17 protein-coding genes and 1 pseudogene are annotated in these 20649 nt (G+C 37.2%); 7 read left to right on the top strand and 11 right to left on the bottom strand.

The genetic code is table 11. The features are described 5' to 3' along the window. Positions 1-54 precede the first annotated feature (54 nt). Positions 55-873 carry a 3-methyl-2-oxobutanoate hydroxymethyltransferase gene (panB, locus tag LDB17_RS12855; RefSeq protein WP_252638790.1) on the top strand — a complete coding sequence of 273 codons (819 nt, stop codon included), beginning with the start codon at positions 55-57 and terminating at the stop codon, positions 871-873. A 72-nt stretch (positions 874-945) separates the two neighbouring features. Further along, entirely contained in the window at positions 946-3030 is a 2085-nt protein-coding gene (locus LDB17_RS12850) for a DNA topoisomerase 3 (protein WP_252638791.1), read from the top strand. 77 nt (positions 3031-3107) lie between these two features. Here LDB17_RS12850 and LDB17_RS12845 read toward each other — a convergent pair whose 3' ends face one another. After that, entirely contained in the window at positions 3108-3347 is a 240-nt protein-coding gene (locus tag LDB17_RS12845) for a hypothetical protein (RefSeq protein WP_252638793.1), read from the bottom strand. Positions 3348-3468: 121 nt separating this feature from the next. Further along, complete coding sequence (locus tag LDB17_RS12840; protein ID WP_252638794.1) at positions 3469-4635, bottom strand: AIR synthase related protein; 1167 nt, start codon at positions 4633-4635, stop codon at positions 3469-3471. 200 nt (positions 4636-4835) lie between these two features. Between LDB17_RS12840 and LDB17_RS12835 the strand changes: the two genes are divergently transcribed. Continuing rightward, positions 4836-5354 carry an NUDIX domain-containing protein gene (locus tag LDB17_RS12835; RefSeq protein ID WP_252638795.1) on the top strand — a complete coding sequence of 173 codons (519 nt, stop codon included), beginning with the start codon at positions 4836-4838 and terminating at the stop codon, positions 5352-5354. A gap of 8 nt (positions 5355-5362) precedes the next feature. Here the strand turns inward: LDB17_RS12835 and LDB17_RS12830 are convergent, their stop codons facing one another. Continuing rightward, the gene (locus tag LDB17_RS12830) at positions 5363-6001 is read right to left on the bottom strand and encodes an HAD family phosphatase (RefSeq protein WP_252638797.1); all 639 of its coding nucleotides are present in this window, start codon (positions 5999-6001) and stop codon (positions 5363-5365) included. Positions 6002-6420: 419 nt separating this feature from the next. Here LDB17_RS12830 and LDB17_RS12825 point away from each other — a divergent pair, with 419 nt between their 5' ends. The 4 genes from LDB17_RS12825 (at position 6421) to LDB17_RS12810 (ending at position 11374) form a co-directional block, all read left to right on the top strand. After that, complete coding sequence (locus LDB17_RS12825) at positions 6421-6942, top strand: shikimate kinase (RefSeq protein WP_252638799.1); 522 nt, start codon at positions 6421-6423, stop codon at positions 6940-6942. Further along, positions 6939-8552, top strand: coding sequence for a trypsin-like serine protease (locus LDB17_RS12820; protein WP_252638805.1), 1614 nt, complete (start codon positions 6939-6941; stop codon positions 8550-8552). Before LDB17_RS12825 ends, LDB17_RS12820 begins: the two co-directional genes overlap by 4 nt. A gap of 22 nt (positions 8553-8574) precedes the next feature. Continuing rightward, entirely contained in the window at positions 8575-9939 is a 1365-nt protein-coding gene (gene radA / locus LDB17_RS12815) for a DNA repair protein RadA (RefSeq protein ID WP_252638811.1), read from the top strand. Between the two features lie 142 nt (positions 9940-10081). After that, complete coding sequence (locus tag LDB17_RS12810) at positions 10082-11374, top strand: folylpolyglutamate synthase/dihydrofolate synthase family protein (RefSeq protein WP_252638813.1); 1293 nt, start codon at positions 10082-10084, stop codon at positions 11372-11374. 15 nt (positions 11375-11389) lie between these two features. Here LDB17_RS12810 and LDB17_RS12805 read toward each other — a convergent pair whose 3' ends face one another. The 8 genes and pseudogenes from LDB17_RS12805 to LDB17_RS12770 form a co-directional block, all read right to left on the bottom strand. Further along, the gene (locus tag LDB17_RS12805; protein WP_393925060.1) at positions 11390-12913 is read right to left on the bottom strand and encodes a L,D-transpeptidase family protein; all 1524 of its coding nucleotides are present in this window, start codon (positions 12911-12913) and stop codon (positions 11390-11392) included. A 30-nt stretch (positions 12914-12943) separates the two neighbouring features. Continuing rightward, positions 12944-13168: a hypothetical protein gene (locus LDB17_RS12800; RefSeq protein WP_393925059.1), complete on the bottom strand. Its 225-nt coding sequence runs from the start codon at positions 13166-13168 to the stop codon at positions 12944-12946. 105 nt (positions 13169-13273) lie between these two features. Beyond that, a complete protein-coding gene (locus LDB17_RS12795) occupies positions 13274-14947 on the bottom strand; it encodes a putative transporter (protein ID WP_252638817.1) in 1674 nt (557 codons plus the stop codon). 153 nt (positions 14948-15100) lie between these two features. After that, entirely contained in the window at positions 15101-17992 is a 2892-nt protein-coding gene (locus tag LDB17_RS12790) for a PD-(D/E)XK nuclease family protein (RefSeq protein ID WP_393925058.1), read from the bottom strand. Positions 17993-18231: 239 nt separating this feature from the next. Beyond that, on the bottom strand, positions 18232-18738 hold the full coding sequence (locus LDB17_RS12785) for a DUF1858 domain-containing protein (RefSeq protein WP_252638819.1): 507 nt from the start codon (positions 18736-18738) through the stop codon (positions 18232-18234). Positions 18739-18744: 6 nt separating this feature from the next. Beyond that, positions 18745-19971 carry a DUF438 domain-containing protein gene (locus LDB17_RS12780; protein WP_252638820.1) on the bottom strand — a complete coding sequence of 409 codons (1227 nt, stop codon included), beginning with the start codon at positions 19969-19971 and terminating at the stop codon, positions 18745-18747. Between the two features lie 3 nt (positions 19972-19974). Beyond that, positions 19975-20304, bottom strand: coding sequence for a cupin domain-containing protein (locus tag LDB17_RS12775; protein ID WP_006843444.1), 330 nt, complete (start codon positions 20302-20304; stop codon positions 19975-19977). A gap of 31 nt (positions 20305-20335) precedes the next feature. Then, positions 20336-20649: pseudogene (locus tag LDB17_RS12770) on the bottom strand (hydroxylamine reductase); the annotation flags it as partial.

The following is a 20649-nucleotide window of genomic DNA, read 5'->3' as shown; positions in this document are numbered from 1 at the left end:
TGCGGTTATCTTTGTGTCTTTAAATCCATAATTTTTAACCATAAAAAGGAGATTATGTCCACATACACAGAAGATAACCGCAAGATCACTACTCGCCGCCTGATAGAAATGAAACAGCGTGGCGAAAAAATTTCAATGCTTACAGCGTACGATTTTTCAATGGCATCTATTATCGATCAGGCAGGAATGGATGTTATCTTGGTTGGTGACTCCGCCTCTAATGTAATGGTTGGTAATGTTACTACTCTTCCGATGACATTGGAGCAAATGATTTATCATGGGCGTTCTGTCATGAATGCAGTTAAACGATCATTGGTTGTCGTTGATATGCCATTCGGTACAGTGTCAGGTAACCCATTAAAATCTCTGGAATATGCTATCCGCATGATGAAAGAAACCGGAGCGGATGCTATTAAGGTAGAAGGTGGCGAAGAAGTTATCTCGGATATCAAGAAGATAATCGATGCCGGTATTCCAGTAATGGGGCACTTAGGGCTTATGCCACAATCTATAAATAAATATGGGACTTATAATGTGAGAGCAAAAGATCAGTCGGAAGCAGATAAACTACTAAAGGATGCTCTTAAACTTCAGGAAGTAGGTTGTTTTGGTGTCGTATTAGAAAAAATTCCTGCCGAACTGACAAAAGAAGTTACGTCAAAACTATCAATTCCTACCATAGGTATAGGGGCGGGACCTCATGCCGACGGACAAGTTTTGGTGGTACATGATATGCTTGGAATAAATAAAAATTTCTCTCCTAAATTCTTACGCCGTTATGCAGATTTACATTCTGTAATGACTGAAGCCGTTCAGAATTATATCAAAGATGTGAAGACTTCTGATTTTCCGAATGAGAATGAAAGTTATTAGAGCGTGATCTCTGTTACAGAGTATAGCTGATCTATTAAATATTATAATATCTATAAAAGGAGTTGAGAATAAATGAAGGTTTGTATTGCAGAAAAACCAAGTGTTGCAAGAGAGATAGCAAGTATTTTAGGCGCGAATGCTCGTAAAGACGGCTATTTTGAGGGCAATGGCTATCAGGTAACATGGACCTTCGGACACTTTTGTACACTCAAAGAGCCTCACGAATACACCCAGGAGTGGAAAAAATGGTCTCTATTCGTGTTGCCAATGATTCCACCTCGTTTTGGTATAAAGGTTATTGATAATGATGGTGTTAAGAAGCAGTTCTCAGTTATTGAAACCTTGATTTCTCAAGCAGATGAGGTTATAAACTGTGGAGATGCCGGACAGGAAGGAGAACTAATTCAACGTTGGGTATTGCAAAAAGCTCAATGCAAAGTTCCTGTAAAACGTTTATGGATATCATCATTAACAGAAGATTCTATACGCGAAGGGTTTAATAATCTTAAAGAAGAGCAGGTCTTCGATAAGCTTTATGAAGCCGGATTGTCCAGAGCAATAGGCGATTGGCTGTTAGGTATGAATGCAACCCGGTTATATACTGTAAAGTATGGACAAAATAGATCTGTACTGTCTATCGGACGAGTGCAAACACCTACATTGGCACTTATTGTCAACCGTCAACTGGAGATTGAGAACTTTAAGCCTGAACCTTATTGGGAGCTAAAAACAGTATATAGAGAAACAACATTCTCTGCAACTAAAGGACGGTTTCTGGTAAAAGAAGAAGGTGAAAAGTTTCTTGAAGAAATAAAACAAGCTGATTTTGAGGTAACGGATGTATCAGTAAAGAAAGGGGAGGAGGCGCCACCGCGCTTGTTTGACCTTACTGCTCTACAGGTAGAATGTAATAAGAAATACGCCTTCTCCGCAGAAGATACATTAAAGACGATACAGTCGTTGTATGAAAAGAAACTGGTGACATATCCTCGTGTCGATACTACATTCCTTAGTGATGATATTTATCCTAAAATTCCAGCCATCCTCCGTGGAATAAGTGGCTATGAAGAACTTGTGAAGCCTTTATTGGCAGCAGCAAAGATTCCGAAATCAAAAAAGGTTTTTGATAATAGTAAAGTTACCGATCACCATGCTATTATACCTACCGGTGTAAGGGCGAATGCGATAGCCGGTAACGAACAAAAGGTTTATGATCTTATAACAAGGCGTTTTATTTCAGCTTTTTATCCAAATTGTAAAATAGCAACTACGACCGTTCTGGGTGAAGTAAATAAAATAGAATTTAAGGTAACGGGCAAACAAATTCTGGAACCCGGCTGGCGAGTAGTATTTGAAAAGCAAGCAGAAAATCAGGATGAAAAAGAAGAGGATGCCGATGATAACATACTGCCTGCTTTTGAAAAAGGAGAATCGGGGCCTCATATCCCTGCCTTGAACGAAAAGTGGACTCAGCCACCTAAATATTATACCGAAGCAACTTTATTGCGGGCGATGGAAACGGCCGGAAAACTTGTTGATGATGACGAGTTACGTGATGCCCTAAAAGAAAATGGTATAGGTCGTCCTTCTACACGGGCAGCAATAATAGAAACTTTGTTTAAACGGAATTATATCCGTAAGGAACGAAAGAATCTGTATGCTACTCAAACAGGGGTTGAGCTTATTGGTACAATCAAAGAAGAGCTGCTCAAATCAGCCGAACTAACCGGGATCTGGGAGAAAAAGTTACGTCAGATAGAACGAAACGAGTACGATCCTCGTCAGTTCATTGACGAGCTCAAGCAAATGCTAATAGAGATTGTAGCCAATGTGAAAAATGATTGGGGAACGACTATTACAATACAAGAAGCCGTAAAAGAAGAGGCTAAATCAACAAAGAAACCTGCGAAGGAGAAGAAAAGTGCTGAGAAAAAAGGAACACCAAAGCCTAGGAAAGAGAAGAAAACCGAATCTAAAAATAGCGAGCCTCTATCTTGTCCGTTGTGCAAAGTCGGTAAAATATTGAAAGGGAAAACTGCTTACGGATGTTCTGAGTGGAAACAGGGCTGTACCTTCCGTTTGACCTTTGATGAAGTTGGTGATAGTTTGACTGATGATGAACTAAAAGCAATATTTGAAACGAAATATAAATCTTAGCTATTTTTGTGAAAGTCACATATAAAAAGAAAGAGCTATCATTCAATGATAGCTCTTATTTTTACCTTAAGTTTTAATTACTTTTTCTTATCTGCAGCAGCTTTGTCTTTGCAACAAGCTTTTTTCTCTCCGTCTTTTGTACAAGCTTTTTTGTCGGCAGCAGCTTTGTCTTTACAGCATGCTTTCTTTTCTCCGTCTTTAGTACATTCTGTTTTAGATTTAGGACAATCTTTTTTAGGTGCTTTGTCTTGAGCCATTACACTTGTTGATGCAATTAAGGCTAAACACATAATTGCCGACATGATCATTTTTTTCATACTTTGTACGCTATTAAGTGAATATTAATATTTTCGTTTGGATACAAATATAGTAGCAAATCAAATAGAATTTAATTAACTAAAGTTAAATTTGATAATCAAATACAGTAACTATTCCTAATTAATATTCAAAACGACCAAATTCACTATCGATAAGTAACTCTGTCTTGTCCGACTTCTCAACGTATCCCACGATCTGAGTATCGATGCCGAAAGATTTTGATATATCAATTACAGCCTCGGCATATTCCGAAGGTAAGTATATTTCCATACGATGCCCCATATTGAATACTTTGTACATTTCTTTCCAGTCGGTTCCCGATTGTTCCTGTATCAGTTTAAATAAAGGCGGCACAGGGAACAAGTTGTTCTTTGTTATCTTTACTTTATCTACAAAGTGGAGAACCTTTGTTTGTGCTCCTCCCGAACAGTGTACCATACCATGTATTACCGGGCGTAATTTATCCAGTATCTGTTTTATAACAGGAGCATAAGTACGAGTCGGAGATAGAACCAGTTTACCGGCATCAATTCCTAATCCTTCAATCATATCCGTTAACTTCATATTGCCTGAATAAACCAAATTGCTAGGAATAGACGAATCATAACTTTCCGGGTACTTGGTTGCCAAATAGTTCGCAAACACATCATGGCGGGCAGATGTTAATCCGTTACTACCCATACCGCCATTATACTCTTTTTCGTATGTGGCTTGTCCGTATGAGGATAGGCCGACAATCACATCACCATCCTGTATATTATCGTTAGAAATTACATCCGATTTTTTCATGCGACAGGTAACCGTACTGTCTACTATTATTGTACGTACGAGGTCGCCTACATCGGCAGTCTCTCCACCGGTAGGATATATATTTACTCCTAGTGACGATAATTCTTCACAAAGATCATTTGTTCCCTGTATAATGGCAGAGATCACTTCGCCCGGAATCAACATTTTATTACGCCCTATAGTAGACGACAATAAAATATTATCAGTAGCACCTACACACAGCAGGTCGTCTATATTCATTATCAATGCATCTTGTGCAATACCTTTCCAAACCGACAAGTCTCCGGTTTCTTTCCAATACATATAGGCTAACGAAGATTTTGTTCCTGCTCCGTCGGCATGCATGATATTACAATATTCGGCATCGCCACCTAATATATCGGGGATTATTTTACAAAAAGCCTTAGGGAATATTCCTTTATCGATGTTTTTTATAGCATTATGTACATCTTCTTTCGATGCTGAAACGCCACGCTGGTTGTATCGTTGGTCACTCATTATTATATGAATATATTTAAGCTGCAAAGTTAATAAAATAGAGGTAATATCGAAATAAGAAATACAGTTCTAATTTTTGCAATCATACAATACTATATATAACTCTCTTCTAGGCGAGAATTGCGTGAAAAAATGAGAAGAAATTAAGCGTATACTTACATGTAAATTTTATCTTTGTTGGAATAATAAAAAAGACTTTAATGCAAGAAGAAATATTTCCTCTAGTAGATGAACAAGGTATTGTAGTTGGACAAGCATCACGTAGTGTTTGTCATGATGGATCAAAGTTGTTACATCCTGTAATTCATCTCCACATCTTTAACACTAAAGGTGAATTGTATTTACAAAAACGTTCTGCTACAAAAGATGTACAGCCCAACAGGTGGGACTCTTCCGTAGCGGGGCATATAGATTTAAACGAGACACCCGAAAAGGCAGCATTGCGCGAGGCTTCCGAAGAGTTAAATATATCGGATATTATACCTCGCTATATAACCAAATATATAATAGAGACAGATCGGGAACGTGAATTAAGCTATTGTTATTATGCTATATACGATGGTGACTTTATACTAAATACCGAAGAACTTGCCGACGGACGTTTTTGGACGATCGGTGAGATACAAAATGAGTTGGGGAAAGATGTATTTACCTTAAATTTTGAATCCGACTTCAGATTATTCCTGCACAAAGGCTCTCAAAATATAGCTCAACAGTAGTCCTATATTTAGTTGATATATTCGATGACTTGTTTTAGATCTGAAAAATCTGAAATTATAAAATCAGCTTTGCCTTGAAGTTCATTTTCGGGAATTGTAGTGGAAACACCTACAACACGCATTCCGGCATCTTTGCCTGCTCGTATTCCATGAAAAGAATCTTCGAATACAACACATTCTGAGGGAGATACATTCAGGTCTTCCGCAGCTAATAGATAGCATGCCGGATTAGGTTTACCTTTGGTTATGCGTGCCGCTGTAACTTCGGTATCGAATGTTTTGGATAAATTTAATATATCCAAAGCACGTTTCATTTTGAAGTCCTGCGAACTGGTTACCAATCCTATTTTATAGTTATTGTTTTTCAGATACTCAATAAACTCCATCACACCGTCTACCAAAGGAAAGTCCATTTGCAATTCGAATTCGCCTAATTCTCTCTCTACGGTTTTTACTTCTTCTTTAGGTAAGTGGCTAAAATATTTTTTTAGTATGTCCGGACTAGTTGTTCCTTTTACTTTTAAGGCAAAATTTTCGATACCTAGATTATATTTTTCACCTAAAGCATCAATGTATATATCATATTGAGGTTCGGTGTTAGCTATTACTCCATCAAAGTCGAACAGTACGGTTGTTATTTTTGTCATATTTCAGTATTATTTCTTCTTTTCCGCTGCAAAGGTAAGGTTTTAAATCGTTATTAACAATTAGCGTTTGATTTGTAAAGAGTTAGTATGTTTTTCTGTTTAAAATATCTATTATAAAGTACTGTTACGATTGAAATCTAAATTCATTATATCGCCTATTCCTTGCAAAATGTATAGCAGAAAAGTGACAATAATAATTATATAAAAAAGTGTCACCTTTGTCACCTTTTGCTATGTAATTGTTTGCAGTATATTGTGTTGTGAGATATTTCGAATTGTCACTTTTTGTGCCATTATATATAGGATGTCATAAAAGTTGGAGTTAAGGTGCAATTAATACTTATTTGCTAAAGAATCGGTGTTGTAAAAAAGCCTCTTTATTTATTTTATTTATATTTTTGTATATTTGATTGTTTAAGATGAGAAGAATATTCCTGATAGGATATATGGGTGCTGGAAAAACAACAGCAGGGAGAGAGCTTGCAAAAGAGCTTAATCTAGAATTCGTTGATTTAGACCACTTCATACAGGCTCGCTATCAAAAAACAGTAGGACAGATTTTTGCAGATGTTGGAGAAGGCGAATTTCGTAATATTGAAAAGAGCATTCTGAAAGAAGTAGGTGAGTTCGAAGATGTAGTGATATCTACAGGTGGAGGCACACCCTGCTTTTTTGATAATATAGAGTATATGAATCAAGTAGGTACAACCATTTATTTGAAAGCATCGGCTGATGTGCTGGCTTCGCGATTGAATGATTGTAAAGATAAACGTCCTTTGATAAAGGATAAAAATGAAGAGGAACTACTTCGGTTTGTAACAGATACTCTAGAAAAGAGAGAGCCTTTTTATTCCAAAGCGAAAATTATATATGAAACTGAGGTGTTGGTCACTCGTGAAGATGTAAATGAGTATGTTCGGAAATTAATAAAATTATTATGAACTTAAGTCTGATTCGTTTTTTTGCAGGTATTACTTTGTTATCCTGTATTATTTCACTCTCTGCCCAAGAAAAGCAATATAGTTTCAATAAAGATAAATCGAAATTGACTCTCATTGTTGAAAAAGAAAATACAAAATTATTAGTAGTAAAAAACAATGTAAAAAGAAGAGGTCTTCCACTCAAAGAGGCCAAAATTTATACATTAGATATAGCTTCCGACACAGTTGGTACATGGTCGGTATTGCCTACAAAAGAAAATGTATGGAAGTTGTCTTTCGATATTCCTGATGCCAAAGGGTTTTATATAGGATTCGATGATTTTTATTTGCCGGAAGGGTCTCAGTTATATGTATATGAAAAAAGTAATGTAAAAAATGCTATTGTATACAAACATGAAGATAACCCCCAAGGTGGAGCTTACTCTCTCGAGAATTTGAAAGGAGATAATGTTGTACTTGAATATGTAGCACCACAAAATCTAGGAACTCCACGATTGCATATATCCGATGTAGGGTATAAATATGTTGATGAACAAGGCGATCCGATCAGTGGCTTTAATACTGCCTCTAATTCTTGTATGGTAAATATAAATTGTGCAGAAGGCGGCTTTTGGAAGAATCAGAAAAAAGGAGTGTTGCAATTGCGTGTCAAAAGAGGAGGTAGTACTTACCTTTGCTCGGGTACGTTAATTAATAACACAAGTGAAGATAAAACACCATATGTTTTAACAGCATATCACTGTTTCGAATACTTATCATCCTCTATAATATCCAACACTGAATTCTTTTTTGATTACGAGACGCCCGAATGTGAAACAGAGAATAGGCCCAACTATAAATATCATAAAGGAGCAAAACCATTGGTACTAAACTCAATTGATGATGGTTCTGACGGTGCTTTGCTTAAATTGTCCGAGCCAATTCCCGATACATGGGATGTATATTACAATGGCTGGGATAGAACGAATGATGGCGCAAGCGTAACAGGTGGAGCGGTAATTCATCACCCTCTGGGAGATGTTAAAAAAATAACTCTATTTAATAAACCTCTTACTTCGAGTAAATGGGATCCTGACTCTGAAGACGAGCCAGATGGTACTCAATGGAGTGTGACTTATTATAAAGGCGCTACAGAAGGTGGTTCTTCGGGAGCTCCTCTCTTTAATCAAAATGGTTATGTGGTGGGTACATTATCAGGAGGAGAAAGTAATTGTTCAAATCAAGGGTTAGCTGATTCTTTTGGTAAATTTTGGTTTCATTGGGATCAGTACTATGATGCAGATCAGCATATGTCTAAATATTTGGATCCCAATAATACAGGAGCTACTAAATTGAAGGGGTTGAGTTCGCTTGGAACTGATGAGCCAAATCCTGATCAACAGCCAGAATTACTCGTATATTTTAAAGGTGATGTCTTGCGCATATATGCTAAAGATATATTAAAGAAAGTAAGTATTGCAGACTTAAACGGACGAATATTGTATACTAAAACCACAGGTTTTGATTCTTCTATATTTGAAGAAACGTTATATGGATGGCGTCCGGGAGTATATATTGTCTCTGTGGATGTTTCGGGAAGGTCTACGAAGTCGATAAAAGTAATGAAGTAAAGAAGAAAGACTCAATCATAAAATGGCTAAAACCAAAACAGTATATGTTTGTAACAACTGTGGAAATGATTCTCCTAAATGGCTAGGGAAGTGCCCTGTATGTGGAGAGTGGAATACCTATGTCGAAGAGATTGTTAGTAAAGATAGCTCATCGAGAGGGAACTCCAACTTATTTGAAACATCTAAGGCGAAGCCGTTATTATTGAAGGAAGTAGAAACGGGAGAAGAACCACGTATAGACTTGCACGATGGAGAATTGAACCGTGTGCTTGGAGGAGGACTGGTTCCCGGTTCGCTGGTGCTGATTGGTGGTGAACCGGGCATCGGAAAGTCGACACTCGTTTTACAAACAGTCTTAGGACTGAGAAAAATAAAAACACTATATGTTTCGGGAGAAGAGAGTGCCAGGCAATTGAAATTGCGTGCCGATCGTATAAACTCCAATAGTGAGAACTGTTTTATCGTATGTGAGACAAATCTCGAACAGATATTTGTTCATATACAAAATCTGAAACCGGACTTCGTTATTATAGACTCTATACAGACAATCTTCACAGAAACCGTAGAATCGTCTCCGGGTAGCGTATCGCAAGTCCGTGAATGTTCGGCTTCAATCCTTAAGTTTGCAAAAGAGACAGGAACCCCTGTAGTTCTTATCGGACATATAAATAAAGAAGGCAGTATTGCCGGACCAAAAGTACTAGAGCATATTGTAGATACAGTACTGCAATTCGAAGGAGATCAGCATTATATGTATCGTATCTTGCGAAGTATAAAAAACCGTTTTGGGAGTACTGCCGAACTCGGTATTTACGAAATGAGGCAAAATGGGCTTCGTGAAGTTAGTAATCCCTCCGAATTGCTATTAACTCAGAATCACGAAGGATTGAGCGGTGTTTCTATTGCCGCAGCTATAGAAGGAATACGTCCGTTTCTTATCGAAACTCAGGCTTTGGTAAGTACTGCTGCTTATGGGACTCCTCAACGTTCGGCTACAGGTTTTGATCTGCGACGGATGAATATGTTACTTGCGGTATTAGAGAAAAGAGCAGGTTTTAAGCTGATACAAAAAGATGTATTTCTTAATATCGCAGGAGGGCTTAGAGTAAATGACCCCGCAATGGATTTGTCTGTAATCAGTGCGGTACTGTCTTCAAGCTTGGATATTTCCATCGAGAAGCATGTTTGTATGACAGGTGAAGTGGGTTTGTCGGGTGAAATACGTCCCGTAAATCGTATCGAACAAAGAATATTGGAAGCAGAGAAGCTGGGCTTTTCTAAGATACTTGTTCCTCAAAATAACCTGAAAGGATTTACCTCAACAGTCAATATTGAGATCGTACAAGTACGAAAAGTAGAAGAAGCTTTCAGGCAATTATTTGGATGAAAATATAACGATATTAGAATCGTATCAAAAAGGAGTATTGACATTATCTTTTTTGCTTGTTACGTTATTTGGAGGATTCATAATTATGTCATATCCCGTTATATTGCAACAAGTAAAGAAAAAGATAAAAGAATAGTTTATAATGAATTACGAAGAAACACTAGAATATTTATATAATCAATTACCTGTTTATCAAAAAGTAGGAGGTACAGCCTATAAAGAAGGATTGGACAACAGTCTATCTCTTGATAAATATTTTTCACACCCTCATATCCGATATAAGACAATTCATATTGCAGGAACAAACGGAAAAGGATCTACCTCACATTTATTAGCCGCAGTTTTGCAACAATCAGGATATAAGGTTGGACTATATACTTCTCCTCATCTAGTTGACTTCAGAGAGCGTATCCGTGTAAATGGAGAGAAGATATCGAAGCAATATGTTTTGGATTTTGTTACAAAACATAGAGAGGCTTACGAGCCTATACAGCCTTCCTTCTTTGAGCTCACGATGATGATGGCTTTTCAGTATTTTGCCGATACTAATGTTGATGTTGCAATAATAGAAGTTGGGCTGGGCGGAAGACTGGATAGTACTAATATTATAACACCGGTATTGAGTATAATTACCAATATTAGCTTCGATCATATGCAATTTCTGGGCAATACACTAGAGAAAATTGCGGCTGAAAAAGCAGGTATAATCAAGAAGGATATTCCTGTTATTATTGGAGAGGCAGACGGTGATGTCCGCAGAGTGTTTGAAGATACTGCAGAGAGGGTAGGAGCACCTATCGTTTTTGCAGAAGATGAAAAACTTATACACTCAAGCTTGCGTACTGCCAGTGGGTGGTTGTATGATACAAAATACTATCAGCAACTCAAAGGTGAACTTTCGGGTTATGCCCAGATAAAAAATACGGCGACAGTACTATGTGCTATACGTGAACTTCAAAAACAGGGCTATGTAATACCATCGAAGGCTGTATATAATAGTTTTGCCTATGTGAATGAATATACCGGACTGATGGGACGCTGGCAAATATTACAAGATTATAATCCCAAAATTGTATGTGATACAGGGCATAATGAAGCCGGAATGAAATATATATCAGAACAGCTTGTGAATGAGCGTTACGATACCTTACATATTATTCTGGGTATGGTAAATGATAAGGATATTTCTTCCGTATTATCCTTACTCCCTAAAAAGGCTATTTATTACTTTACTAAAGCATCTGTACCTCGGTCGATGAACGAACGAAGCTTGCAAGAATTAGCTGTCAAAAAAGGACTTACAGGCTATTCATACCCTACGGTGAAGGAAGCTATTCGTGCAGCAAAAGATTGGGCTACACCAAGTGATTTTATATTTATAGGAGGAAGTAACTTCGTTGTAGCTGATGCACTTATCGAATTCGGCTATGAATAGAAGTAATACAGGGTATTAATTCTTTTGCTCTTTCTTTACTTTACTATGTTGCGGCTTTAGTGCATTAAGTATTGCACTATCATATTCATACACATCATCAGCATAGTATAGCATATCGTCGTCAGGATACATATAGACTGTGTAATAATCGATGAATAAAGAAATCTTGTCTTTAGGATTAAGAATATCCGGTAGCTTTTTTAATTTGTTTTCTTGTATCAGCTTCTTTCCTGCCTTTGACATAGGTTGTTTATCTATACTATAAAATAATCGATCTTTATATATGTCGTCTGATGTTGTCGACATACAAAAGAAAGCCAGATCGAAAGGTTTTTGTACTCTGACACATCCATGGCTTACGGCTCTGTTTTTTCTTCCGAATGCCGCTTTAGATGGAGTGTCGTGTAGATATACCGAAAATGCATTGTTGAACATGAATTTTACTAAGCCGAGAGCATTACTTTCTCCGGGACTTTGACGAATCGTATATGAAAACTTAGAAGGGTCAACTTCTTTCCAGTTGATAGTCGTAATATCTACTTCTTTGCCGTTCCTATACAGTTTCATGTTGTGACGCTTAATGTATGTAGGATCTTTTTTTTGTAATACTGCTACTTCTTTCTGTGCTATACTTGTTGGAATATTCCATATCGGATTCAGATTTAAGTAGCTGATATCACTTTGTAATAAAGGTGTTTTATTAGTAGCAGTACCAACACAAACCTTCATGATCAGAGGAAGGCTGTCTTGCTCCATGGCTGTAAGATATGCCGATGCAACATTTACTTCGATATGCTTGTTATGCTTTGCTTTTGTCATTTTCCAACGATAACGTTCCATATTAGCTTGTAGCTTATCCAAATAGTAATCCAGTGGCCTGTTTAGTGCATCTATAGTCAGCTTGCCAACTTCTTTTTCTTCCGGGTAGGAGTTCTTTTTACGAAATACATTTATTGCTTCGAGCAGATTTTTATCCAAGATCATATCTGAAGAATCATCTCTGATAGAGTCACCTTCTTTCATAACATATTCTCCTGTTAAGGCTAATCTTTTGGCGATTTCAGATATATGTTTATTCTTATCTCCCAGCTTATAGGTTTCTGTACTTGTTATCTTTTTAAATCCTTGCTCTTTGTTATCTTTCAGATTTTGGTATTCTTTTTGAAGTCTCAGATAGATCGGATCTGTGGGAACCGAATTAATGATACTAGAGATCGGATCTTCTTTCAACCCCTTATATATCTCTTGATAGAAAGCAGAGTCGGCGGTTAATACTGATATATCATAATCTTTTTTGTACAACTTTTTAGGGTTGACAAAACCGTATTTCATCCCTTTGATGTATTTTACAGCAGTCAGAGTAGAAGTCAGTTCCAGATCAACCATCTTTTTATACAGGTCGTCAAGGTTATACAGACCTGCGTCTATAGAGTCTGTAACAGCTTCTATTGTGTTCGCAGAGAAATACTCAGGAGATAGTCCATGTATATTACTCTCATTCAGAAAATGAATATCATCCTGTTTGGTCACATGACACATTGGATGTAGATAGATTAAAAGACTTTATCTCTATTCTGAATAAAATGGCAATAATAGGGAGTCTTTGAAAATAAGCTCATGTATAGTCTCTTTTATCTGCTGAGGGTTATAGTCGGGATATAGTCTTGCAAATTTAGACTTAGCTACCTGTTTATTTGTTGATTCGCTAAGCTTTGTAGTTTCCTTTTCTTTACAGTCCGTGAAGCTAAAAATTAAGAATGCTAAGACTAAAGAAATGGATAATATTTTTTTCATAAAAGTAAAGTTGATCAAGTACAAGTGTTTTTAGAAAGACAAAAGTATACAAAAAGTTATGATAGTACAAAAGTGTTAAGATCTATGATGTTACTTATAATTATCTCAGAAAAACAACATCAGCAGCAATTGTGTGAAAACGATCCGAGCAAACATGGATACCGGATACACTGTAGCATAAGCAACGGCAGGTTCATCACCGTCGATAGTCGAATTGACATAGCTTAAAGCCATCGGATTAGCCATACTGCCACAAAGCATTCCTACATTCCGGGCAAAGTCGATCTTATATACTTTCATCGCTATCAATGCAACAATAAGTACCGGTACAACGGTAAGTATAAATCCAAATCCAATCCATATCAGTCCTTCGGTTTGGAATACTGTTTCGAAGAAATGCTCTCCTGCTCCGATACCCAGGCAAGCCAGATATACAGTCAATCCAAACTGTCGCATTAGTAAATTGGCACTTTGTGTTGTATAAGTAGTAATATGAAATCGAGGGCCAAATGAGCCCATCAAAATTCCTACAATAATAGGACCGCCGGCAATCCCTAACCTGATCGGAAAATCCATCCCCGGAAAAGGTATAGGTAAGGCTCCAAGTATAAGGCCTAGAGCGATTCCAAGAAATATTGCTATCAGATTTGGTGTATTCAATCGCTTCTCCTCATCACCAAGTATTTTAGCAACATTGTCTATCGATGCTTTTTCTCCTACTACAGTAAGTTTATCTCCAATTTGTAGCATTAGATCCGATGATGCTAATAGATCTATACCAGCACGGTTGATACGTGTTATGTTTATTCCATAATTATTGCGAAGTTTTAGACTCCCCAGTTTTTCACCGTTTATTTTGCTATTAGTGATAATGATTCTTCGTGATACTAATTGACTATTGTCTATGTGGTTCCAGTCTATATCTTCTTTATTCCAGTCGACGTTTTCTTGTTCTCCAAACAGAACTTTTATATGCTCTACATCGCTCTTTTTGGATATGATAAGCAGGTGGTCGTTATGCCTGAGGATACTCGCAGAAGTAGGAATCGTAACTATACCATCGTGCCAGATACGCGAAATAACGAAATGTTTAGCAGTTAATTTCATTATATCAACTATCGATTTCCCTTCTATAGCCGGATTGGTTATATGAAATTCGCCTACATGCATTTCATTCTCTTTCTTTTCCGATAGCTTTGCAAATTCATCGTTCGGAACAAAACACTTTCTAAGGAATATGATCGCCAGAATGACTCCCACTACTCCTAATGGATAGGCAATGGCTGTAGCCAAAGCCATGTCGGCTATTACCCTTGAGTTTCCGCTAATTTGTTGTAATGCCTGCTGAGCTGCACCAAGAGCCGGTGTATTTGTCGTAGCACCGCATAATATTCCTACCATATTAGGAAGGGATATGTCGCTCGCATAGCTGAATATAACGGTGAGGATTAGTCCGAGAAATACAACCCCCAAGGCAAGCATATTCATTCTCAATCCTCCAGCCCTTAAAGATGAAAAGAATCCCGGACCTACTTGCAATCCCAATGCATATACAAAAAGGATCAGTCCAAAATTTTGAGCAAAGTTGAGCATGTCTTTATTAAGGTCGAAATTGAAATGACCAATAACGATGCCTACAAAGAACACAAAAGTAATACCAAGGGAGATATTGAGGAGTTTTAGTTTTCCTAGTTGTAGTCCAACAGCAGAAACTATAGATATAATTATAATTGATAGAACCGATGGTGATTCTATTATGGTTTTCATAAACCAATCCATACAATTTACTACTTAGAAATGGACTGCAAAGGTAAAACATTTAATGTGAAAGAGCCAATATCCGCATGTGAAAAATAAAAAGAGAGAAGAATATATATTTTCCGTCTCTCGTTATTCAATTATAGAAGCTGTTAATGATGATTTGCGGATTTCTTATTTCTTACAAATATTCGTGAATATACACCACTTACAAGCTTCTCCGGTAGGGGTTTGTGTAAATGATGTCTCAGGGTCGAATATCTCATTGAGGCACGTATCGAAGTACTCTTTGAATTCTTCTCTATACATTGAGAAGTCTGTTATATGGTCATCGTTGCGTCCCGATTTATTAATTACTCCCGGCTCAAATTTAGCGTCGAATAGATTTCGGAGATAGTATATGCCTGGTTCTATTATTTTATTCGGATACTTTTGCATATAAAGATGTGAATACATAAATACCTGCATCACTGCTTTAGGGCGATCTTTAAGATTTTTATCAAAAAGATCTTTCATTTCTTTATATCGTAATACTCCTTTTCCTGTCTTGTAATCTATAATACGGGTACGACCTTTAACTTCATCTACACGGTCGATAAATCCTTTTAACGATACAACTTTCCCCGATGGTAGAGTATATTCCATTTTTATTCTTTCTTCTGAGTCTACATAGATAAACGGTGTCAGCCCCGCATCAGTAACTAAAACCTGTTTGATGTATTTCCGCAGCACTTCTCCGGTCAGATAATTCTGCCCTGTCAATTTTTTTATTTTCTCAGTTTTGAAATAGTTTTCAGCAAAAGATCGTTCTATATTTTCTGTCAGCAGCTTTTCATCCTTTCTGATCTTGTGCAACAAGTCGGCAGTAATCATTTTCCCCTTAAATGGTTCGTATAACCATTCCATTATTGAGTGAAAGATTGTACCAAACATACTGGCCTCTATTGTTTCCACTACCTCGTCCTCTTCTGCCATGTTTTCTACTACCGAGAAATAAAACTGTAGAGGACAATTGAGATACATATTAATTGCACTGGCAGATAGTTGTTTGTCTCCTCCTTCCAAGAACACATTCATCTTTTCCTGTATCTCTCGAGTTTTAGATATTGAAATGGGTAGACTCTCGGTAGAAGAAACTTTATAAACAGTGAGTTTTTCCTTTATATCGAATGAATCTGCGTATAAATGTTTTATCTGTTTAAAATAACGACTTACTTCGCCCGATTGTAATCCTTCGGTACGAGTATCATACAAAAGATAAATTTGTTTAGCTCGGTTTATCAAACGATAAAAGTGATAAGCGAAAATACTATCCTGATGCTCGTAAGTCGGCAAATCAAATCCTTTTCGAAGATTGTATGGTATAAAAGAACTTGTAGCACGTTTGAGAGGGAAAATGCCTTCATTCATCGATAAGATAATAAGGTTATCGAAGTCTAAAGCACGAGTTTCGAGCACTCCCATAATTTGTAATCCTGATAATGGCTCTCCCGTAAATGGCACGCTGATGTTTACTATCAACTTTTTCAATAATTTGAAATATGTTTCGATATTCATTTCAAAGGAAACGTTTTGCAAAGCATCGTTCATTTTATTGATCGTCTTGTAGTATTCCACAATAAATTCACCCTCAATGTCTACCGAACGGGCACTTATTTGCTCTTCTTCGTTCTCTTTTTCATTCTGAGTATACAGGGATTTTCTTAGTGTGGATAATATGTTTTTTAAATACTCAGGTGCATCGTACCAATTATCTATTATTTTGAATATGAGTATAAATAATGGATGAATTTCTAATTCCTTGACCGATACTATAATCTTATTGTATTGAAGTATATTTTGTCTTAGTTGTTTAGCTTCCTGTCCGGCTATATTTGTTATATATCGGTGATTAAGAATAGCCAGTACCGGTTTGTAATAAAAGCCTGCGCTATTTTCGGATCTTCTCACATTCTTTTGCAATTCAAAAATGTGTTCCATCAGTCCCGAAACAGAACTATTGTTCAGGCTATACCCCATTGTTATGTTTATCTTGTCTATCTCTGGGGGGATGGAGTAAAGCGTTGGCAATAGAAGATTTTCATCAGGTAGCACCAATGCTGTATTCATAGCTTGATCGGATGATACGATCTGATTTTCGGTCAACAAAGACTTGATGATTGTATGCACATATTTAGCTTGTCCTATGGACGACGGAATACCAATAGCTTCCACAGTAGGGTGATCAAAGCTTAATTCCTCGGGTTGTAATGATAGCTGAGATGGAAATTGCACCTTATTCTTATCCATAAAAAAAGATGCTTTGTTTTGAGGATCGCGCACCAAAGGAGATGAGTAATCCCAATAAAAATCGGCAATGCCTTTTTTATGGAGGTAAGTAAGCAGTTTCTCTTCGGATTTGCTATGCCCGTTTAGCCCTATAAATATTATTTTTTCGTATGGAAGTTCATAATCAAGATTCTTCGAAAAAGAATCTATTACATCTCTAAAAATCATTCCTTCATAAGCTTGATTTTTTTCTGCAAGTTGGTTTCTTAGAGAAGAGTATAGCTGAAAGAGAACTTCCCACATTTCCAGAAAATCTTTCTTTTTGTCATTTTCTCCTACAGGCAAAAAGTTTGACCAGAAACGTCGTATAACTCCTATCTGTGTTTCGGATAAGTATGAGAATCCGGCATCGATATCTTTTAAATCTTTTATATTTCTGAACAGCTGCTGTGCATCAACCAAATACTTATCGATGTCGTCAAAATCATTGAGTAGCATTTCTCCCCAATATAGAAATTCATCGAATGTTTCGTTGGTCTTACCTACCTGTTTGTATATATTGAACAACATAAAAAGCATCTCAATGCGATCTGCTTTTTTATATGGACTTAGTTGTTCGAATAAGTCAGCTATTGTAAGTATCTGAGGGGAAAATATAGGCGTATCCGCTATCTGCGATAAGTAATGTTGGAAAAAGACTCCGGCTCTACGGTTCGGAAAAACAAAAGTATAGCGACTAATGTTTTGTCCATCGGCTTTATAGTATGCTTGAGCTACATTGTATAGAAAAGGAATCATTTTTTTTTCGAAAGTAGGTAAATCAACTACATGCAAAAATACGAATTTAAGGCATTGGCTGTATTATTTTCTTTAAAAGATTACCGGGCAAGTTTCTTCTTTTCGATAAAGTAGTTTGTAACGAAAAAGATTTCTTACATAACTATCAAGGTTGCAGCTCCTGTAAAAGAAAGGGATGCATTTAGTATGCACCCCTTGTCAATTTGGTTAAATGTTTAATTTTTATAATCTTACAAGGCTCAATGATTTTTTTGCATGAAATAAGCTTTACCGTTATTATACCATACTTCAAATCCTTTTGATTTTAGCAAATCCATGATTGGTACGGGCTTGAATGGTGCAGTTAATTCCATAATCTGATTGTTTTGCAATTCCTTTGATAACCGGATAATCTCTTGCATTGGGTTTTCTCCCGACTCTATAATAGGACGAGCATCAAACCTAATCGTGATATTCGTTTCATCAAACCATTCCGGCTTATCTTTTTGTTCATTCTCTATATCTATTGATTCATTACTGCCATCAATAGGTAACCCGGCGGCTTGGCGCAGTGTTTCAAGAAGTAGAATAGGGGAGATGCCTGCAACTTTTGCAGCTTGCTGCAATGTTGTAACCTTTGCCACAGTACGGCGCAAAATAGGATTCCGCAGTTTAGAGAATGCAGGAGAAAGTTCCAATAGTGTATCCTCTAAGTGAGGATATGCATCCAGCAAATCAGAAACCTTTATATGTAGATTAATATCCATGAGTCTTTATTTTGAATAAGAAAGTAACCTCTGATCTCCTTCCAGTTTTCGCAAGTCGGTTATATCCTGAGTAATTTCTATCACGCCTAAATATTCTCCATCCTGTCCCCTGAGAGCGGTATAATCTATATGCACAAAGCGTCCTTTGAAATTAGATATCCAAAATGCGGCTTTGTTTTCTTTGCCGGTTTTGAAGTCTTCTATGATTTGTTCTACGATATGGACACTGTGTGGAGGATGGCACATACGTACATCACGCCCTATAATAGAACGATTTCGCTCAAATACACGATTAGGACTATGAGAAAAGAACTTTACTTTATCATCTTTATCAACAAATGTAATATCTACCGGAAGAGTTACAAAAAGAGCTTCTAGCTCCTTCATATCAAAGCTGCCTGAAGATAGCTTGATTGCATTACCCGGCATAAAGATCGCTTCTTCTTGCTTTACAACTTCGGGTTTCCACTCTACGCTTGGATCATAAAGGCAAAAACCGTATATCGTTGTTTCCTTATGTATTTGATGCCAATTTTCTTCAGTGAGTGTATCCAAGCACATCGGCAATAGAATTTGTTCTTCTTTCATTATCATGCCTTCTATTGCATCGATGGCAGGTTGCAAAACCAACGAGCAAACTGTTTCCAGCTCTTCTCTTGTCAGTTCGTTTTTGAGAGCTTCATGAGCGGCTTTCAATAATTCCCGGGTTTCATCATGTTTACCCCACATCACCTTCGGTGGACCTGTAATTCCTGCCTTCTCCAAAAATGGAAACAGTAGATACTCTTTGCGCAAATAGTGTTTATCTACATCCGATAGTTGATTAAAGAGGCTTCGCAATCCCATCGTATAATCTGCAATGTCACTATCTTTCAAGTTTTTCAACACATCGAACATCCCATAAGTCAGGTCGATGCGCTTTTCCAGTTCTCTGTTTTCTTTGATAAAAGTATCTACAGGATGTCCATCAGGTACACCTTTGGCGGTTGAGGTATCTATACTTCCGTCGAGTACAGCCGTGTGTATATCACAGAGACGTAATATATCTTCTTCGGGAAGACCTTCAGCTATCAATTCCTGCTCTACCTCTACTACCTCATTGTATGGAACCGAGTGCAGTAAACTTATCAGACGGCTTTTCACTTGTTCGGGAGCTTCGCCGTTATGCAATTGAAGGATAAGATGTTTAAGTAACTCTTTTCTTTTTTCGGAATTATTGATTAGCTCGCTCATCGCTTATTCTTTTATCATGGTTAATAACATCTTAAAAGACTCTACAGCCTGAAGAGCATGAGTTATGTTAGCCGGCATTATAATAATTTCACCAGCCTTTACCCTGTGAGGTTCTCCATTTATGCGAATTTCAGCCTCACCATCCAGTACTTGTACAAGCGCATCGAAAGGTGCTGTATGCTCGCTAAGTCCTTGCCCCTTGTCGAAGGAAAATAATGTAACATTTCCTGCTCGGTTTTTAAGTATTTGTTTGCTTACTATTCCTCCTGTGGAATAATCGATTTGCCCCGCAATATTGAATACGGTTGCTTTAGCGAATGTATTTGTTTCCATTTTTAATGTTTTATGTAATTATGTGCTGACATTATGAAGCAAGAAACATCTTCATATCTTCGTCAGGTGTGGTAATAGAGCCAATACCAAAATTATCAACCAGCACTTTTGCCACGTTAGGCGATAAGAATGCAGGGAGTGTTGGCCCTAAGTGAATATTTTTTACACCGAGTGATAACAATGCAAGAAGAACGATAACAGCTTTTTGCTCGTACCATGCAATGTTGTATGCAATCGGTAATTCATTAATGTCATTTAGTTCAAAAACTTCTTTAAGTTTCAGCGCAATCAAAGCGAGAGAGTAACTGTCGTTACATTGTCCGGCATCGAGAACACGAGGGATAC

The organism is Dysgonomonas sp. Shenzhen-Wh21 (assembly GCF_043392705.1).
Classification (GTDB): domain Bacteria; phylum Bacteroidota; class Bacteroidia; order Bacteroidales; family Dysgonomonadaceae; genus Dysgonomonas.
Note: the sequence above shows the minus strand (reverse complement) of the source record. Positions and strands in the feature narration are given on the sequence as shown.

Excerpts from the sequence above, each read along its gene's own strand:
- LDB17_RS12840 (WP_252638794.1), bottom strand. The coding sequence starts at position 4,635 with ATGAGTGACCAACGATACAACCAGCGTGGCGTTTCAGCATCGAAAGAA.
- LDB17_RS12775 (WP_006843444.1), bottom strand. The coding sequence starts at position 20,304 with ATGGAAACAAATACATTCGCTAAAGCAACCGTATTCAATATTGCGGGG.
- LDB17_RS12830 (WP_252638797.1), bottom strand. The coding sequence starts at position 6,001 with ATGACAAAAATAACAACCGTACTGTTCGACTTTGATGGAGTAATAGCT.
- panB (WP_252638790.1), top strand. The coding sequence starts at position 55 with ATGTCCACATACACAGAAGATAACCGCAAGATCACTACTCGCCGCCTG.
- LDB17_RS12780 (WP_252638820.1), bottom strand. The coding sequence starts at position 19,971 with ATGAGCGAGCTAATCAATAATTCCGAAAAAAGAAAAGAGTTACTTAAA.
- LDB17_RS12795 (WP_252638817.1), bottom strand. The coding sequence starts at position 14,947 with ATGGATTGGTTTATGAAAACCATAATAGAATCACCATCGGTTCTATCA.
- LDB17_RS12820 (WP_252638805.1), top strand. The coding sequence starts at position 6,939 with ATGAACTTAAGTCTGATTCGTTTTTTTGCAGGTATTACTTTGTTATCC.
- LDB17_RS12845 (WP_252638793.1), bottom strand. The coding sequence starts at position 3,347 with ATGAAAAAAATGATCATGTCGGCAATTATGTGTTTAGCCTTAATTGCA.
- LDB17_RS12810 (WP_252638813.1), top strand. The coding sequence starts at position 10,082 with ATGAATTACGAAGAAACACTAGAATATTTATATAATCAATTACCTGTT.
- LDB17_RS12785 (WP_252638819.1), bottom strand. The coding sequence starts at position 18,738 with ATGGATATTAATCTACATATAAAGGTTTCTGATTTGCTGGATGCATAT.
- LDB17_RS12805 (WP_393925060.1), bottom strand. The coding sequence starts at position 12,913 with ATGTGTCATGTGACCAAACAGGATGATATTCATTTTCTGAATGAGAGT.
- radA (WP_252638811.1), top strand. The coding sequence starts at position 8,575 with ATGGCTAAAACCAAAACAGTATATGTTTGTAACAACTGTGGAAATGAT.
- LDB17_RS12800 (WP_393925059.1), bottom strand. The coding sequence starts at position 13,168 with ATGAAAAAAATATTATCCATTTCTTTAGTCTTAGCATTCTTAATTTTT.
- LDB17_RS12825 (WP_252638799.1), top strand. The coding sequence starts at position 6,421 with ATGAGAAGAATATTCCTGATAGGATATATGGGTGCTGGAAAAACAACA.
- LDB17_RS12790 (WP_393925058.1), bottom strand. The coding sequence starts at position 17,992 with ATGATTCCTTTTCTATACAATGTAGCTCAAGCATACTATAAAGCCGAT.
- LDB17_RS12835 (WP_252638795.1), top strand. The coding sequence starts at position 4,836 with ATGCAAGAAGAAATATTTCCTCTAGTAGATGAACAAGGTATTGTAGTT.
- LDB17_RS12850 (WP_252638791.1), top strand. The coding sequence starts at position 946 with ATGAAGGTTTGTATTGCAGAAAAACCAAGTGTTGCAAGAGAGATAGCA.